Source organism: Burkholderia sp. 3C (assembly GCF_054589155.1).
In genome coordinates this window covers 190336-205482 of the sequence record NZ_BAAILN010000092.1, presented here as the reverse complement: position 1 = coordinate 205482, position 15147 = coordinate 190336, and the positions used below count along the sequence as shown (strand labels likewise).

The 15147-nt window shown below is 68.5% G+C and carries 11 protein-coding genes; 5 read left to right on the top strand and 6 right to left on the bottom strand.

Annotated elements, in window-relative coordinates:
• The first annotated feature begins 11 nt into the window (after positions 1–11).
• The 3 genes from ACYP33_RS17185 to ACYP33_RS17175 are packed head-to-tail and all read left to right on the top strand — an operon-like array spanning position 12 to position 4116.
• The gene (locus tag ACYP33_RS17185) at positions 12–1445 is read left to right on the top strand and encodes an NAD(P)/FAD-dependent oxidoreductase (RefSeq protein WP_459622955.1); all 1434 of its coding nucleotides are present in this window, start codon (positions 12–14) and stop codon (positions 1443–1445) included.
• Positions 1442–2458 (top strand): methyltransferase, encoded by a 1017-nt coding sequence (locus ACYP33_RS17180; RefSeq protein ID WP_459622954.1) that lies wholly within the window; start codon positions 1442–1444, stop codon positions 2456–2458. The genes ACYP33_RS17185 and ACYP33_RS17180 overlap by 4 nt, the downstream gene beginning before the upstream one ends.
• Positions 2455–4116, top strand: coding sequence for an FAD-dependent monooxygenase (locus ACYP33_RS17175; protein WP_459622953.1), 1662 nt, complete (start codon positions 2455–2457; stop codon positions 4114–4116). Before ACYP33_RS17180 ends, ACYP33_RS17175 begins: the two co-directional genes overlap by 4 nt.
• A 16-nt stretch (positions 4117–4132) precedes the next feature.
• Here ACYP33_RS17175 and ACYP33_RS17170 read toward each other — a convergent pair whose 3' ends face one another.
• Together ACYP33_RS17170 and ACYP33_RS17165 are read right to left on the bottom strand one after the other, a co-directional pair.
• Complete coding sequence (locus tag ACYP33_RS17170; protein ID WP_459622952.1) at positions 4133–5743, bottom strand: FAD-dependent monooxygenase; 1611 nt, start codon at positions 5741–5743, stop codon at positions 4133–4135.
• Between the two features lie 133 nt (positions 5744–5876).
• Entirely contained in the window at positions 5877–6311 is a 435-nt protein-coding gene (locus ACYP33_RS17165; RefSeq protein ID WP_459622951.1) for a hypothetical protein, read from the bottom strand.
• Between the two features lie 45 nt (positions 6312–6356).
• On the opposite strand from ACYP33_RS17165, the gene ACYP33_RS17160 reads away from it, so the two are divergent.
• Together ACYP33_RS17160 and ACYP33_RS17155 are read left to right on the top strand one after the other, a co-directional pair.
• Positions 6357–9149 carry an HD domain-containing phosphohydrolase gene (locus tag ACYP33_RS17160; protein ID WP_459622950.1) on the top strand — a complete coding sequence of 931 codons (2793 nt, stop codon included), beginning with the start codon at positions 6357–6359 and terminating at the stop codon, positions 9147–9149.
• 44 nt (positions 9150–9193) lie between these two features.
• A complete protein-coding gene (locus tag ACYP33_RS17155; RefSeq protein WP_459622949.1) occupies positions 9194–9643 on the top strand; it encodes a hypothetical protein in 450 nt (149 codons plus the stop codon).
• Between the two features lie 35 nt (positions 9644–9678).
• On the opposite strand, the gene aldA is transcribed toward ACYP33_RS17155, so the two are convergent.
• From aldA to ACYP33_RS17135, 4 genes are all read right to left on the bottom strand, one after another.
• The gene (gene aldA / locus ACYP33_RS17150; RefSeq protein ID WP_459622948.1) at positions 9679–11115 is read right to left on the bottom strand and encodes an aldehyde dehydrogenase; all 1437 of its coding nucleotides are present in this window, start codon (positions 11113–11115) and stop codon (positions 9679–9681) included.
• Positions 11116–11180: 65 nt separating this feature from the next.
• Positions 11181–12005 carry an HpcH/HpaI aldolase family protein gene (locus ACYP33_RS17145; protein WP_459622947.1) on the bottom strand — a complete coding sequence of 275 codons (825 nt, stop codon included), beginning with the start codon at positions 12003–12005 and terminating at the stop codon, positions 11181–11183.
• A gap of 212 nt (positions 12006–12217) precedes the next feature.
• A complete protein-coding gene (rhmD, locus tag ACYP33_RS17140; protein WP_414445272.1) occupies positions 12218–13402 on the bottom strand; it encodes an L-rhamnonate dehydratase in 1185 nt (394 codons plus the stop codon).
• An 89-nt stretch (positions 13403–13491) separates the two neighbouring features.
• Positions 13492–14823 (bottom strand): MFS transporter, encoded by a 1332-nt coding sequence (locus ACYP33_RS17135; RefSeq protein WP_459622946.1) that lies wholly within the window; start codon positions 14821–14823, stop codon positions 13492–13494.
• Positions 14824–15147 lie beyond the last annotated feature (324 nt).

The following is a 15147-nucleotide window of genomic DNA, read 5'->3' as shown; positions in this document are numbered from 1 at the left end:
GGAGTTTCATCATGAATCGACGCGTACAGGTATTGGTGATCGGCGGCGGCCCCGGCGGCTCGACCGCGGCGGCGCTGCTGGCCAAGGAAGGCCACGACGTGCTGCTGCTGGAGCGCGACACGTTTCCGCGCTATCACATCGGCGAATCGCTGCTGGCCTCGTGCCAGGCCACGCTCAAGCTGTCCGGCGCCTACGAGGCGGTCAAGGCGCACGGCTTTCAGATCAAGCGCGGCGCGCTGATCCACTGGGCCGACGACGAATGGGTGCTCGACTGGCGCAAGCTGGTCGATCAGGATGCCTGGTCATGGCAGGTCGATCGCGCCACCTACGACGACATCCTGCTGCGCAACGCCGAGCAGCAGGGCGTGGAGGTGATCGAGGGCGCGACGGTCAAACGCATCGTGTTCGACGGCGAACGCGCGGTGGCCGCCGAATGGATGCGGCGCGGCGAGGACGTCACGCAGCGCGTGGATTTCGACTACGTGATCGACGCCTCGGGCCGCCACGGGGTGCTGTCGCAGCAGCATTTCGACATGCGCCAGCAACACGAAATCTTCAAGAACGTGGCGGTGTGGTCTTACTGGAATGGCGCGGAGCTGCTGCCCGACAGCCCGGAAGGCGCGATCAACGTGGTGTCCGCGCCCGACGGCTGGTGGTGGCACATTCCGCTCGGCAACGATCGCTACAGCGTGGGCCTGGTCACGCATCGCAACGCGTTTCTGCGCGATCGGCCCGGCTTCGATTCGCTCGAAGCCTACTATCTCGACCGCCTGAGCCAGTCGAAGGCGATCCGCGGCGTCACGGCCCAGGCCACGCGCGTCGCGCCAGTCAAGGTCGAGCAGGATTACTCGTACGTGTCGGATCGATTCTGCGGGCCGGGCTACATGATCGTCGGCGACGCGGCCTGCTTCCTCGATCCGCTGCTGTCCACCGGCGTGCATCTGGCGCAGTACAGCGGCATGATCGCGGCGGCGGCCATCAACAGCGTCGTGAAGCAGGAGATCGACGAAGGCGAGGGCTGGCGCTTCTTCGAGTACATCTATCGGCGCGCCTATACGCGGATGCTGGTGCTGGTGTCGCGCATGTACCAGTCGTACAAGGGCAAGGACGAGTATTTCTGGAGTGCGCAGAAACTGGTGCATGCGAGCACGCATCACGACGAGCCGGTGCGCAACTTCACCGACATCAGCGCGGGCCTGAGCGACATCCACGAGGCGAACGACATCGATACGCGCGCGTTGACGCAGCAACTGCTCGACGCCGCCGAGGCCGAGCAGGACGCCAAGGCCGCGCGCGTGCCCACCACCAATCTGCATACGCTGGACGTGTCGGTGTCGTGGGGGCCGTGGCGCAGCCTCGAAGGCGCGGACACCACGCTGGAGGACATCCGCCTCGTGACCCAGCCATCGCTCGGGCTGCGTCGCGCCGCACGGAGCGACGCATGATGAACGCCCCGGCCGAGATGCTCGAATTGATCACGGGCGCATGGAAAACGCAGGTCGTGCATGCGTTTGCCGCGTTGTCGGTGGCCGAGGCGCTCGACGCGGCGCCGTTGCTGCCCGACCAACTGGCGCGTCGCCTGGGCGCCGATGCCGATGCCCTGACGCGGTTGCTGAGGGCCGGCGCGGCCCTCGGCCTCGTGCGGTGCGATGCCGAGGGCCGCTATGCCGGCTCGCCGCTGCTCGACACGTTGCGCGCGAGCGGCCCCGGCTCGCTGCGCGCCTATGCGATGGCGGTGGCGATGCCGGGGCACTGGCTGCCGTGGGGGCGCGCCGTCGATGCGGTGCGGTCCGGCGCGCGGCAAACGGCGGTGACGCTGGGCGGCGAGCTGTGGGATCACTATCGCACGGAGCCCGACGAGGCCGCGGTGTTCTCGGCCGGCATGAGCGCCTTGACGAATCTCGTGGCGGCCGACGCGGCTCGGCTTGTCGATACCGCCGGCACCCGCGTGGCGGTGGACCTCGGCGGCGCATCGGGCACGCTGGTGCGCGCGCTGATGGCGGCCAACCCGGCGCTCGAAGGCGTCGTGCTCGATCTGCCGCACGTGGTGGACGATGCGCGCGCCGCCGCCGACATGCAGGGGCTGGGCACGCGCCTGCGGGCGGTGGCCGGCGATTTCTTCGCGCCGCTGCCCGCCGCCGATCTGTATCTGCTCAAGCACATCCTGCACGACTGGGACGATGCATCGTGCGTGCGAATCCTGCGCAACTGCCGCGACGGGCTGGTTGCGGGCGGCCGCGTCGCCGTGATCGAACTGGCGCTGCCCGATGCCGGCGATGCGGCGGCGGCCGGTTCGTTCGCATCCCTGATGGATCTGACGATGCTGATGCTGACGCCGGGCCGCGAGCGCACGCTTGCCGAATACGAGGCCTTGTTTGCCGCCGCCGGGTTGGCGCTGCGCAAGGTCACGCCGATGCCGGCCACCGCGATGCTCATCATGGAGGCTGGCCACGCATGAACGCACACGTCGCCATCGTCGGCGCGGGGCCGGTGGGCATGGTGGCCGCGCTGCTGCTCGATCGTCACGGCGTGGCCGTCACGCTGTTCGACACCGAGGCCGCCACGCGCAACGGCCCGCGCGGCAGCACCCACAACGCCCGCACCATGGAGCTGTATCGGCAGCTCGGGCTGGCCGCCGGCATTCGGCGGCTCGGCCTGCCCGACGCGCATCCGACCGACGTGCGCTACCTGACGCGGCTCGCCGGTTTCGAATTGGCGCGGCTCGCGATGCCGTCCGAGCGCGACAAGCGGCAGGCGGTGGCCGACAGCGGCCCGCTCGATCAGGTGCCCGAACCGGTGTTGCGCGCGAACCAGATGCAGGTGGAGGCGCATCTGGCCGAGCACATCCGCACGCAAACGGGCATCGATTACCGGCCCGGCTGGCATGTCGAGACCTTCCGGCAGGACGCGGGCGGCGTGACGCTGCGCGCCAGTCACGCCGCGCTCGGCGCGTCGACGTTCGAGAGCGATTACCTGATCGGTTGCGACGGCGCGCGCAGCATGGTGCGCGGCGAACTGGGCATCGCGCTGGAGGGCCCGGACGGCATCGGCGGCCAGTATTTCGGTGGCCGGATGCTGGCCACCTATTTCCGCGCGCCGGCCTTGTATGCAGGCTGCTTGCGCGAGCGACGGGCGTTCCAGTACTGGATCAGCAATCCCGATGCGCGCGCAACCTTGATCGCGCTGGACGGTCAGGGTGAATTCCTGATGTTCACGCAGGCGCCGCCCGGCGACGCGCCCGCCGATGCCCGGCAGATCGTCGAGACGATCCATCGCTGCATCGGCGGCAGCGAGGCCGTGCCGGTCGAGGTCGTGCATACCCGCGCGTGGCGGGCCGGCGCGGCGCTGGTGGCCGAGCGCCTGCACGACCGGCGCGTGTTCCTGGCGGGCGATGCCGCTCACGTCTTCACGCCGACCGGCGGTTTCGGCATGAACACCGGCATCGAGGACGTGGCCAACCTGGCGTGGAAACTGGCCGCGACGCTGCAAGGATGGGGCGGCCCGGCGTTGCTCGACAGCTACGCGCTCGAACGGCTGCCGGTCGCGAAACGCAATGTGGCCGCGGCGCGCGAGTTGTCGCGCCGAGTGGGTGCCGTGCAGACGTCCGCCGACATCGAGCACGATTCACCCGCCGGCGCGGCGCAACGCGCACAGCTCGGGGCCGTGCTGGCTGGCTTCGCCGATCAGTTCGATTCGATGGGCGTGCATCTCGGTGCGCGCGTCGACGGCTCGCCGATCGTGATCGGCGACGCCGCACCGCCCGCCGACGATTATCGGCACTACCAACCCTCGGGCGTGCCGGGCGGCCGCGCACCGCATTTCTGGATCGATGCGAGGCGCGGGGCGGGCAGTTCGATCTACGACCGGTTCGGCACGGGCTTCACGTTGCTGCGCTTCGATGGCGCTGAGGCGGGCGAGATCGTGCGCGCGGCGGCACGCCGTGCGGTGCGGCTCGACGTGGTGGACGTGTCGAACGCGCCGGCGCAAGCGCTCTATGGCGGCGCGCTGGTGCTGATCCGCCCTGATCGAGTGATCGCCTGGCGCGCCAACCGCGATGTCGATGCGGATGGCGCGGAGGCGATATGGCGGCGGCTGACCGGATTCGCGGCGGCTTGAGCAAGGGATGCGGCGGCTAGTCCGCCGCCGCATCCGCCGCTTCACCAAACCAGCGCCGAAGCGTCTCCTCCAACGCGCCTTCATCGACAGCAGCGTCCGTCGCCCACGCCACGGACCCGTCGGGCCGCACCAGCACGGCGCGCAACCCGAGCCGATCGTTCGCATCGCTGACGAGATGGCGCACGCGCGATCGCCAGCCCGCCAACAGCGCGGCACGCGCCGGGTCCGCATCCGTGGCGCGCGCCGCAAATTCCAGAAACAGGCCACGCCCGTCGCGTGACAGGCTGCCGGCTCGCGTCCCGTCGTGCAACGCGAAATCGGGCAGGCTGCAGCCGACCAGCGGATGCGCGCCACCGAGCTCGTAGCGCAGCGCGACGCCCCACACGCGTTCAGCGAAATACGTCGCGCCGTCGCGCGTGGCGGCCAGATCGCGGATCACGTCGGCCAGCGCGCGCGTGCCGACCGTGGGCCGCATCAACGCAACCTGCGCACGCGACCAGTCGAGCACACGTGCGCCCACCGGGTGCCGCTCGCTCGCGTAGCTGTCGAGCAGGCCGGCCGGCGCGTCGCCGTGCAGCGTGGCGGCCAGCTTCCAGCCGAGGTTCATCGCGTCGCCGATGCCGAGATTGAGGCCCTGGCCACCGAGCGGCGAGTGGATATGCGCGGCGTCGCCCGCCAGCAGCACGCGGCCTTGGCGATACGCGCCGGCCTGGCGTGCGCGGTCGGTCCAGGTGGCGGCCAGATGCAGCCGCTCGACCGTGAGATCTAGGCCGGTCACGCGCCGCAACACGGTTTGCACATGGTCGGCGGTGATCGGTTGGAGACGCTGGCATGCGCCGCCGTCGAAATCGACCATCGTGATCGTGCCGGGTGGCGCATAGGTGTACATACCATCGGGCGTGGCGTGACGGCCGGGGCGCAGCGCGGCGAACGCGGCCGAGCCGCCCAGTTCCACCTCGACCGAATAGCCGGTGAACTCGGGATCGGTGCCGATGAAATCGAAGCCGGCCGCCTTGCGGATCGTGCTGCGCCCGCCGTCGCAGCCCACCAGCCAGCGCGCGCGGAACGTGTCGCCGCCGGTGGTGTGAACGGTCACGGCGTCGCCATCGTCGTGCAGGCCGTCGACGCGGCAACCGTATCGGACCACGGCGCCCAGCGTGCTCGCGTGCCGCGCCAGCACGGTTTCGAGCGCCGCCAGTTCGACTGCCAGCGTATAGCCGGCCGGGCCGGGCAGGTGATACGGCCAGGCCGACGCATCGATCTCGTCGAGATGGAACGCAATCCCCGCGAAATGGCCGCCGGGGCGGTGCGCCGCGTTGCCCGGCCGTTGCCAATGCGCGGACGCCTTGGCGCGGTTCGTCGCGTCGCCCGCCTGCTGCGCGGCGACGACCGCGTCGAGCAGGCCGCGGCGGTGGAACGCGTCGAGCGTGGGCGCGTTCAGGCCGCGCATGCCGAACGGCAGCCGCTTGAGCGGTGAATCAGGTGAACTGAGTGAATCAGGCGCATCGGCCTGTTCGAGCACGAGCACCGAACAGCCATGCAGGCGCAGTTCGCCGGCCAGGAACAGGCCGACCGGGCCGGCGCCCGCGATGACGACGTCGTAAAGCGAAAGGGAAGGGTGGTGCATGGAAAGCTCCGTTGTCGAGGTTCGACCGGAGCGTTCCTGAGCCAGGACACCGCGCGGACGAACCGGTGAGCGCCTGGGCGGCGCCGGGTTCGTCGCGGGGATCCCGGCACGAGGCCAAAGACCAGAGCTTTCGTTACCGAAAGGACTTGGGCTTACCAGACCAAGTCTGCCTTTTCCGACGCCGCTTTATAGCATCGCGACGCGCGCCGCGCAATGGTGGCGTGATGGCGGTATGGTTTTTCCGACTCACGGCATTATGAAAAATTGATGTTTCGGCGTGTTGAAAATCCGCGTTCGAACCGGTTTTATCGAACGCATGCTGAAACCCGATTTTTGTCACGTTCGCGCGGTTGTACGCCAATACTGTCGCCTGTATATTGGCCGGGATTTTTACGCCGGATAAAGAACCGGTAATGACTTGAATAGACCAGCCAACAAGAAGTAATACGCACCGGGGATGCTGATGGCCAGACGCTGGCATCTGCCTTTTCGGCTGCACGTCTCGGTGTTCATTGCCGTGGTCGTGTTGCTGATCGGCGGCCTGATCAGCGCGGTGGATTACGATCATTCACGCAGGATTCTCGAGGATCACTCGGCGAATCTGGTGCGCGACATGAGCCGTGAGACCGCGAATGAAATCCAGAGGATGTTGACGCCGGCGTCGATCGCGGTGAAAACCCTGGCCTACGGACATATCGTGCGCACGCATTCCACCGCGCAGCGAATGGCCGTACTCGGTGCATTGCACGCCATCCTGCTCGCGTCGCCGGGCATGGAAGACATTTACATCGGTTATGCGAACGGCGATTTCTTCATGTTTCGCGCGATTCGCAACGACGTGCAACGCCGCGGCCTGCAGGCACCCGATGCGGCACGTTTCGCATTGCAGACGATCGATCGTTCGGTCAAGCCCGCCGCCGGGCATTTCATCTATTTCGACGCCGATCTGCATGTGATCGCGGATGTGACGCGCGCCGAGTATCCGGCCACGTTCGATCCGCGCATGCGTCCGTGGTATCAACAGGCGATCGAGCAGAAGCGCTTGATCCGCACCGCGCCCTATGTGTTCTCGTCGGTGCGCGAAGTGGGCACCACGCTGGCGTTTGCTGCGCCCGACGGCCGCGCGGTGGTGGGCTGCGACATCAACCTCGACACGCTCCAGCAAACGCTCGTCGCGCGCAACAGCCTGCCGGGCCTGAGCTTCGCGCTGGTGGGCGCGGACGGCCAACTGGTGGCCTCGACCTGGCAGGCAGGGCCGGTACACGGCGCGACGGACGACGCCGATCAGCTCGTCAGCAGCGAGGAAATGGCGCAGGTGCCGGTGCTGGCGCGCATGGCCGCGAGCATTCGCGAGGTCGGCCGCGCGGGCTGGCACGCCAGCGTGGTCGAGGCGCAGGACGAGCCGTGGCACATGACGGCGAGCCGGCTGGCGTTCGACGACGTCGCGCCGCTGTACCTGACCTCCGCGATCCGCCAGCGCGATTTGCTGCGCGAGGCCGACGAGCGGCGGCTGATGGTCGGCATCGTCACGCTGGCGATTCTGGCGCTGTCGGTGCCGGTCACCTGGTGGTTCGGCGCGATCATCACGCGCCCGCTGAAGAAGCTGGCCGCCCAGGCCGACACGGTGCGCCGCTTCGAGCTGGCGCCGGGCGGCGAGATCGTCACCACGCACATCAGCGAGATCGACCGGCTGGCCGCGCGCATGGAGGAGATGAAGCGCACCATCCGGCGCTTTCTCGACACGATCCAGGCGGTGGCCGCCGAGCCCGATTTCGAACGGTTGATGCCGATGCTGCTGACCGAAATGCTGGCCGAGGCGCACGCCGATGCCGGCGTGCTCTATCTGGCGAGCGAGGACGGCACGGTGCTGCAACCGGCCGCCGCGCGCGACACGCGGCGCGAGGCCGTCAACGAAACGCTCAAGCCGCTCGCGGTGGACACGGCGCCCGCGCTGATCCGCTCGGCGCTGGCCGAGAATCGCGCGCTCGCCGGGCAATTGTCGAACCCGGACATCCTGCAGGCCGGCTTCTCGCAGTTCCGGCTCGGCGCGGGCGACGCGGCCGTGGTGCCGCTCGTGAATCGCGAGGGCGTGCTGGTGGGCGCGTTCGTGCTGCTGCATTCGAAGCCGCTCGAAAAAATGCAGTTGTCGTTCATCGCCGAGCTGACCGGGCTGTTCGTCAGCGCGATCGAAACGCGCGAGCTGATCAAGATGCAGCGCGCGCTGTTCGAATCGTTCATCCAGTTGATCGCCAAGGCCATCGACGCGAAAAGCCCGCACACGGGCGGCCACTGCAACCGCGTGCCGGAGCTGACCAAGATGCTCGCTCAGGCCGCGTGCAGCACGCACGAAGGCCCGTGGCGCGATTTCGATCTCGATGCGCAGCAGTGGGAGGCCTTGCATGTGGCGGCCTGGCTGCACGATTGCGGCAAGATCACCACGCCCGAATACGTGATCGACAAGGCCACCAAGCTCGAAACGCTGTACGACCGGATTCACGAAGTCCGCATGCGCTTCGAGGTGCTCAAGTGCGAGACGGAAATCGCTTACCTGAAGGCCGTCGAGGCCGGCATGGATCGCGAGCGCGCCGCGAGCACGCGCGATGCGCTGCTGCGCGAGATCGACGACGATTTCGCGTTCGTGGCCGCCTGCAACGAGGGCGGCGAGTTCATGGACCCGGCGCGGGTCGAGCGGCTCGAACGGATCGGCCGACGCACCTGGCGGCGTACGCTCGACGATCGGCTCGGCGTGTCCGAGGACGAGCGCAAGCGCCAGGCGCGCACGCCGCGCGGGCCGTTGCCGGTGCGCGAACCGCTGCTGGCCGACAAGGCCGAGCACCGCATCGAGCGCGAGGGCGCGGCCACGCCGTTCGGCTCGCCCGACAACCGCTGGGGCTTCCGGATGCACGTGCCCGAGCTGCTGTTCAATCGCGGCGAGCTGTACAACCTCTCGGTGTCGCGCGGCACGCTCTCCGAGGAGGAGCGTTTCAAGATCAACGAGCACATGTTGCAGACCATCATGATGCTGTCGCAACTGCCGTTTCCGCGTCACATGCGCAACGTGCCCGAAATCGCGGGCGGCCATCACGAGAAGATGGACGGCACCGGCTATCCGAAGGGGCTGCGCGGCGACGAGATGAGCCCGCTCGCGCGGATGATGGCGATCGCCGATATCTTCGAGGCGCTGACGGCCGGCGACCGGCCTTACAAGCGCGGCAAGACGCTGTCCGAGGCGATCGCGATCATGGCGTCGATGTGCGAAGCGCAGCATATCGACGCGGAGCTGTTCGGCCTGTTCCTGCGCTCGGGCGTGCACCTCGATTACGCGCGGCGCTTCATGCTGCCCGAGCAGATCGACGAGGTGGATATCGCGCGCTACCTCGCGTCGTCGGAGCGCTTGGCGGCCTGAGCCGGCGGCGTATAGTGGCGGTTTCCATTCCCGGAAACTTGGCCATGCTGACTTACGCGATTCAGAAAACCGGCGACGACTATTCCCGGTTGGAACCGCAAGGCCCGACCGATTACGCCGGGTTCATCGGTGCGCTGGAGCAGTTTCCGTGGGCGGCGCAACTGGCGCTGTGGGATGTGGACCAGAGCGGCCCGTTGCCCGCGCTGGTGCTGCGCCACACCGGCGACCAGCGCGAATTGTGGATCAGCGCGCTCGGCGCGGATCTCGGCCAGGATTTTCAACTGAACGCCGTGGCGATGCGCGAGAAGAAGCCGAGGTTCGGGTTCGGCAAGCCGAGCATCGAGCGCGATGTCGTCACGTTCGACGTGGAATCGCGCGCCGATGTCGATCGGCTCTGCCAACTGTTTTGCAGTGCGCAATATGCGGCGTTCGACGCGGACGTGGCGCGGCTCGACGAGCGCTCGCGCGAACGCGAGCGGTGGCGCCGCCGATAACGCCTGGCGCCGCCACTGCCGCGCGGCCCGATTGCTCAGGTCTGCAGATAAACCACCTGCGTGTGCGTGTATTCATACACGCCGTGCTTGCCGTCCGCGCCGCCGATGCCGCTCTTGCGCACGCCGGCATGGAAGCCCTGCATGGCCTCGAAGTTCTCGCGGTTCACGTAGGTCTCGCCGAACGACAGGCCGCGAATCGCGTGCATGGCCTTGTTCAGGTTGGTGGTGTAGACCGACGAGGTCAGGCCGTATTCGCAGTCGTTGGCGAGCGCGATGGCCTGGTCGAGATCGTCGATGATCTGGATCGGCAGCACCGGCCCGAAGATTTCCTCGCGCATGATCGCCATGTCCTCGCGGCAGCCGGTGATCACGGTGGGCTCGTAGTGGAAGCCGCGGCCGAGGTCGGCTAGCTTGCCGCCCGTCACCACCGTGCCGCCTTGCTCGACGGCCTTGATCACCTTCGCTGCAACCTTGTCCAGGCCGCCCTGATTGATCAGCGGCCCCATCTCGACCGACGCATCCGCGCCCGGATCGCCGTACTTCGTCACGCGCATCGCCTCGCTGATGCGCTCGATGAACGCATCGGCCACCTTGCGCTCGACATACACGCGCTCGGCGCAGTTGCAGACCTGCCCGGTGTTGATCACGCGCGAGTTGCGGATCGCCGTCACGGCCAGGTCGAGATCGGCGTCGGCCAGCACGATGGCCGGGGCCTTGCCGCCCAGCTCCAGGTTCAGCTTGGTCAGATTCGTTGCGGCGGCGGCCATGATGCGCTGGCCGGTGGCCACGCTGCCGGTGAAGCTGATCATGTCCACGCCGGCATGCGCACTGAGCTTGCCGCCCACGTCGCCCTTGCCGCCGACCACGTTGAACACGCCCTTCGGCAGCGAAGTTTTCGCCACCAGCTTGGCGAACTCGAAGCAGTTGTTCGGGGTTTCCTCGCTCGGCTTGATGACGATGGTGTTGCCGGTGATGAGCGCCGGCGCCATCTTGCGGGCGATCAGGAAGAACGGGAAATTCCACGGCAGGATGCCGGCCACCACGCCCATCGGCTTGCGGAACAGCAGCATGGTTTCGTTGGCGCGGTCGCTCGGGATGATTTCGCCTTCGATGCGGCGCGCCCACTCGGCCATGTAATCGAGGTAGTCGGCCGTGAAGTTGACTTCGACCTCGGCCAGCCCGCGAATCTTGCCGCCTTCGCTGACGATGATGTCGGCCAGCCGCGCCACGTCGGCGCGCAACAGGTCGGCGATCTGGTTCAGGAAGCGGGCGCGTTCGATGGCGGGACGGGTGCCCCAGGCCGGCTGCGCGCGTCGCGCCGCCTCGATCGCGCGGTCGAGATCGGCAACGCTCGCCACGGGCGCGTGCGACAGCACCGCGCCGGTGGCCGGATTGCGGACCTCGAAATGTTCGGTGGAACTGACGAATTCGCCGTCGATGTACTGCTGGTATTGCGTCGGAGTGCTGGACATGGTCGTCTCCTGGCTGGAATCGGGGTAGGTCGTTGCGTCGTCGTTGGCTTGGGAATCGGCGCGAATCAGTAGGCGCCCTTGGCGCCCGGTTTTGCCGCCGCGCCCACGGCACCGGTCGGGCGGAAGCGCGCCAGCGCGGCGTCGAGCGCGTCGCGCAGCGCCACGATGTCGATCGCCACGGCCACGAAGCTCGCACCCCATTCGAGGTAGCGGCGCGCCGCGTCCTCGGCCGGCGCGAGGATGCCGGCGGCTTTGCCGGCCCGGCGCGACACGTCGATGATGTGGCGGATCGCCTGCTGCACGGTGTCGTGGCCGGCGTCGTCGGGATGACCGAGCGCGCACGACAGGTCGGCCGGACCGATGAACAGGCCGTGCACGCCCTCGGTGGCGGCGATCGCCTCGACGTTCTCCAGCCCCGCGCGCGATTCGATCTGCACGGTCAGGCACAGCGCCGATTCGGCGCGCGCCAGGTAGTCGCCCACGCTGCCCCAGCGCGTCGCGCGCGTCAGCGCGCCGCCGATGCCGCGAAAGCCGCCGGGCGGGTAGCGCATCGCGCGCACCAGCGCCGCCGCCTGCTCGGCGGTTTCGACCATCGGCACCATCAGCGTGGTCGCGCCGATGTCGAGCAATTGCTTGATGCGCGCCGGGTCGTGATCGACGGTGCGCACCACCGGCTGAGTCGGGTAGGCGGCCAGCACCTGCAACTGTCGAAGGATGGTCTCGATCGAATTCGGTGCGTGCTCGCCGTCGACCAGCATCCAGTCGTAACCGGTCTGCGCGATGATTTCGGTGGTGTAGCTGCTGGCGAAGCTGTTCCAGGTGCCGAGTTGCGGCGTGTGCGCGGCGAGTGCGTGTTTGAACGGATTGTCGAGCGGGGGCAACGGTGGCATGCGGTGTCTCCGGAAATCGGTAGGGGCTGCGAAATAAGTCGGAAGTCGGAAGTCAGGCGGAGCCGGGCGGCGCGGCACGGCGCTACGATCCTACGCCGTACTGAGGATTCGTGGCGCGACGCGTGCGGGTTCGGCGGCCTCGCCGGGCTGGCCGGCCGATGCATTCGGCAACCCGCCGCCAGCAAGCCGCGCGCCCGCCGCGCTCAGTGCGCTCAGTGCGTGTAAGGCCGCGCGAGCTGGCAATCGGGGTTCAGCCGCACGCCGAAGCCTGGCTTGTCGAGCGCCGAGGCGCGCATCCGGCCGCGCTCGGGCACCGGCTCGTCGAGCAACTGCGGATGGAACATCGGCACCACCTGGTCGGCCTTCGGCGCCATCATCAGGAACTCGGCGAACGGGCTGTTGTGGCGCGTGATCACGAAGTGATAGCTGTAGACCGACGAGCCGTGCGGCACCACCAGCGCGCCGTGCGCGTCGGCCAGCGCCGAGATCTTGATCAGCTCGGTCACGCCGCCGCACCAGCCCACGTCGGGTTGCAGCACGTCGCAGCAGCCCATCTCCAGCAGCAGCCGGAAGCCCCAGCGGGTGGCCTCGTGCTCGCCGGTATTGATCAGCATGCCGGGCGGCGCCGCCTTGCGCAGCGCGGCATAGCCCCAGTAGTCGTCGGGCGGCAGCGCTTCCTCGATCCACTTGAGGCCGTACGCTTGCGCCGCGTGGGCGAGCCGCGTCGCGTAGTTCAGGTCGAGGCTCATCCAGCAGTCCCACATCAGCCAGAAATCGGGGCCGACGCGCTCGCGCATCGCCGCCAGCGCCTCCAGGTTCTTGCGCATCCCTTCGTCGCCCTCGGCCGGGCCGTGATGGAGCGGCATCTTCCCGCCGATGAAGCCCATCTGCTGGGCCAGGTCGGGCCGCGCGCCGGTGGCGTAGAACTGCAACTCGTCGCGCACGGCGCCGCCGAGCAACTGATGCACCGGCTCGTCGCGCACCTTGCCGAGCAGGTCCCACAGCGCGAGATCCACGCCCGAGATGGTGTTGAGCACCAGCCCCTTGCGGCCGTAATAGAGCGTGCCGAAATACATCTGATCCCAGATCTTCTCGATGTCGGTCACCTTGGCGCCCTCCACGAAGCGCGCCAGATGCTTCTCGACGATATAGGCGGCCGGCTCGCCGCCGGTGGTGACGGCGAAGCCCACCGTGCCGTCGCTGGCTTCCACCTCCACCACCAGCGTGCCGAGCACGTTGATGCCGAAGCTGCGGCGGCTCGCGCGGTATTCGGGGTAGCGGCCCATCGGCGTGGCGATGTGGTCGTCGATCCAGTGGCCGTCTTCCTGGTCGTGGTAATCCGCGCCGCCGCCGCGGAGCGTGTAGGCACGGATCTGCTTGATGGTGGGGACCGACATGATGTTCCTCCGGAGTGCGAACTAGCGAATGAATGACAGCGAGCGGCGTGCATGGCGAGGCCGCCGCGCGCCTCGAAGTGGGGGCCGCCTCACGGCGAATAGCGCGGCCGCGCCTGCGGCTCGTCGTGCGGCCGGCCGCTCGGCGCGGGTTGCCGGCGCACGGCCAGCACCAGCAGCGCGGCGGCCAGCGTGGTGGCGGCGAGCGTGTAGAGGCCGGCCGACGATGAATGGAACGCGGTCTCGGCGGCCTGCTTGAGATTCGGCGCGACGAAGCCGCCGAGCGCGCCGAGCGAATTGATCAGGCCGAAGCCGGCGGCGGCCGCGCTGCCGCGCAGCGTCGAGGCCGGCAGCACCCAGAACACCGGCTGCACGGCGATGAAGCCGGCCGCGGCGAAACAGAGCGCCAGCAGCGACAGCGCCGGTTGCGCGCTGGCCACCGACGCGGCAATGCCGGCCGCGCTGATCGCGAGCGTGACGGCGGCGATCTGGCGATGGCGGCCGCTGCGATCGGCCAGCACCGGCGCCCAGTAGGCGGCCACCAGCGCGCACAGCCACGGCAGCGCCGCCACCAGCCCGACCTCGAAGCCGAGCTTGCGGCCCATCAGCCCGGCCACTTGCGACGGCAGATAGAACACCACGCCGTACACGCTCATCTGGATCAGCAGATACACGGCGCTCAGGTGCAGCACGCGCCGGTCGGCCAGCGCCTGGCGGATCGAGGCCGGGCCGTGGTCGCGCTTGGCGCGATCCTCGGCGTCGAGCGTGGCCACCAGCACCTCGCGCTCGGCGGCCGGCAGCCAGCGCGCGTCGCGCGGCCCGTTGTCGAGCCGGAACCACGCGGCCACGCCCACCACGCTGGCCAGCAGCCCCTCCACCAGGAACAGCCACTGCCAGCCGCGCAACCCGGCCACGCCGTGCAGATCGAGCAACAGGCCCGACAGCGGCGAGCCCACCACGAACGCGATCGGCGCGCCGAAATAGAACAGGCCGAGCGCCTTGCCGCGCGCCTGGCGCGGAAACCAGTAGGTGAGATACAGGATCACGCCGGGGAAGAAGCCCGCCTCGGCGATCCCGAGCAGGAAGCGCAGCACGTAGAACGCCGTCTCGCCGTGCACCAGCGCGGTGGCCGCCGATACCAGCCCCCAGCTGATCATGATCCGGCACATCCAGAGCCGCGCGCCCACGCGTTCGAGCATCAGGTTGCTCGGCACTTCCACCAGCGCATAGCCGACGAAGAAGATGCCCGCGCCGAACGCGTAGGCTGCGTCGGACACCCCGGTGTCGAGCTGAAACTGCGCCTTGGCGAAGCCGACGTTGGCGCGATCGAGAAAGGCCATCACGTACATCAGCAGCAGGAACGGCAGCAGCCGTCGCGTGACGCGCCGAATCGCATCGCCGAGCAGGATTGCCGGGTCGTCCATTCATGTCTCCGTTGTTGTTCGTCGCCGTCGATCGCGTGGTCGGCCTTGGCCGGTTCCGTCGTCGATCGCGCCTTCGTCGTTGCCGCCGCCGTGCACCGCCCTCGGTGGGCGCGAGGCATGCAGCACTGTAATCAGCCCGGCGATGCGTGACCAATACCAATATCGGCGATGGCGATGCAATTTCCGGATCGAGAGTCGATAGCGACGGCGGCCCGGCAACGAGCGACCTGTGACACGGCGATCCGGAACGCGGATCGGACGATGCGGATTCCGGATTGTCGCGGCCGGGGCGGCGACCCTATATTGAGCCGCACGGCCCGGGCG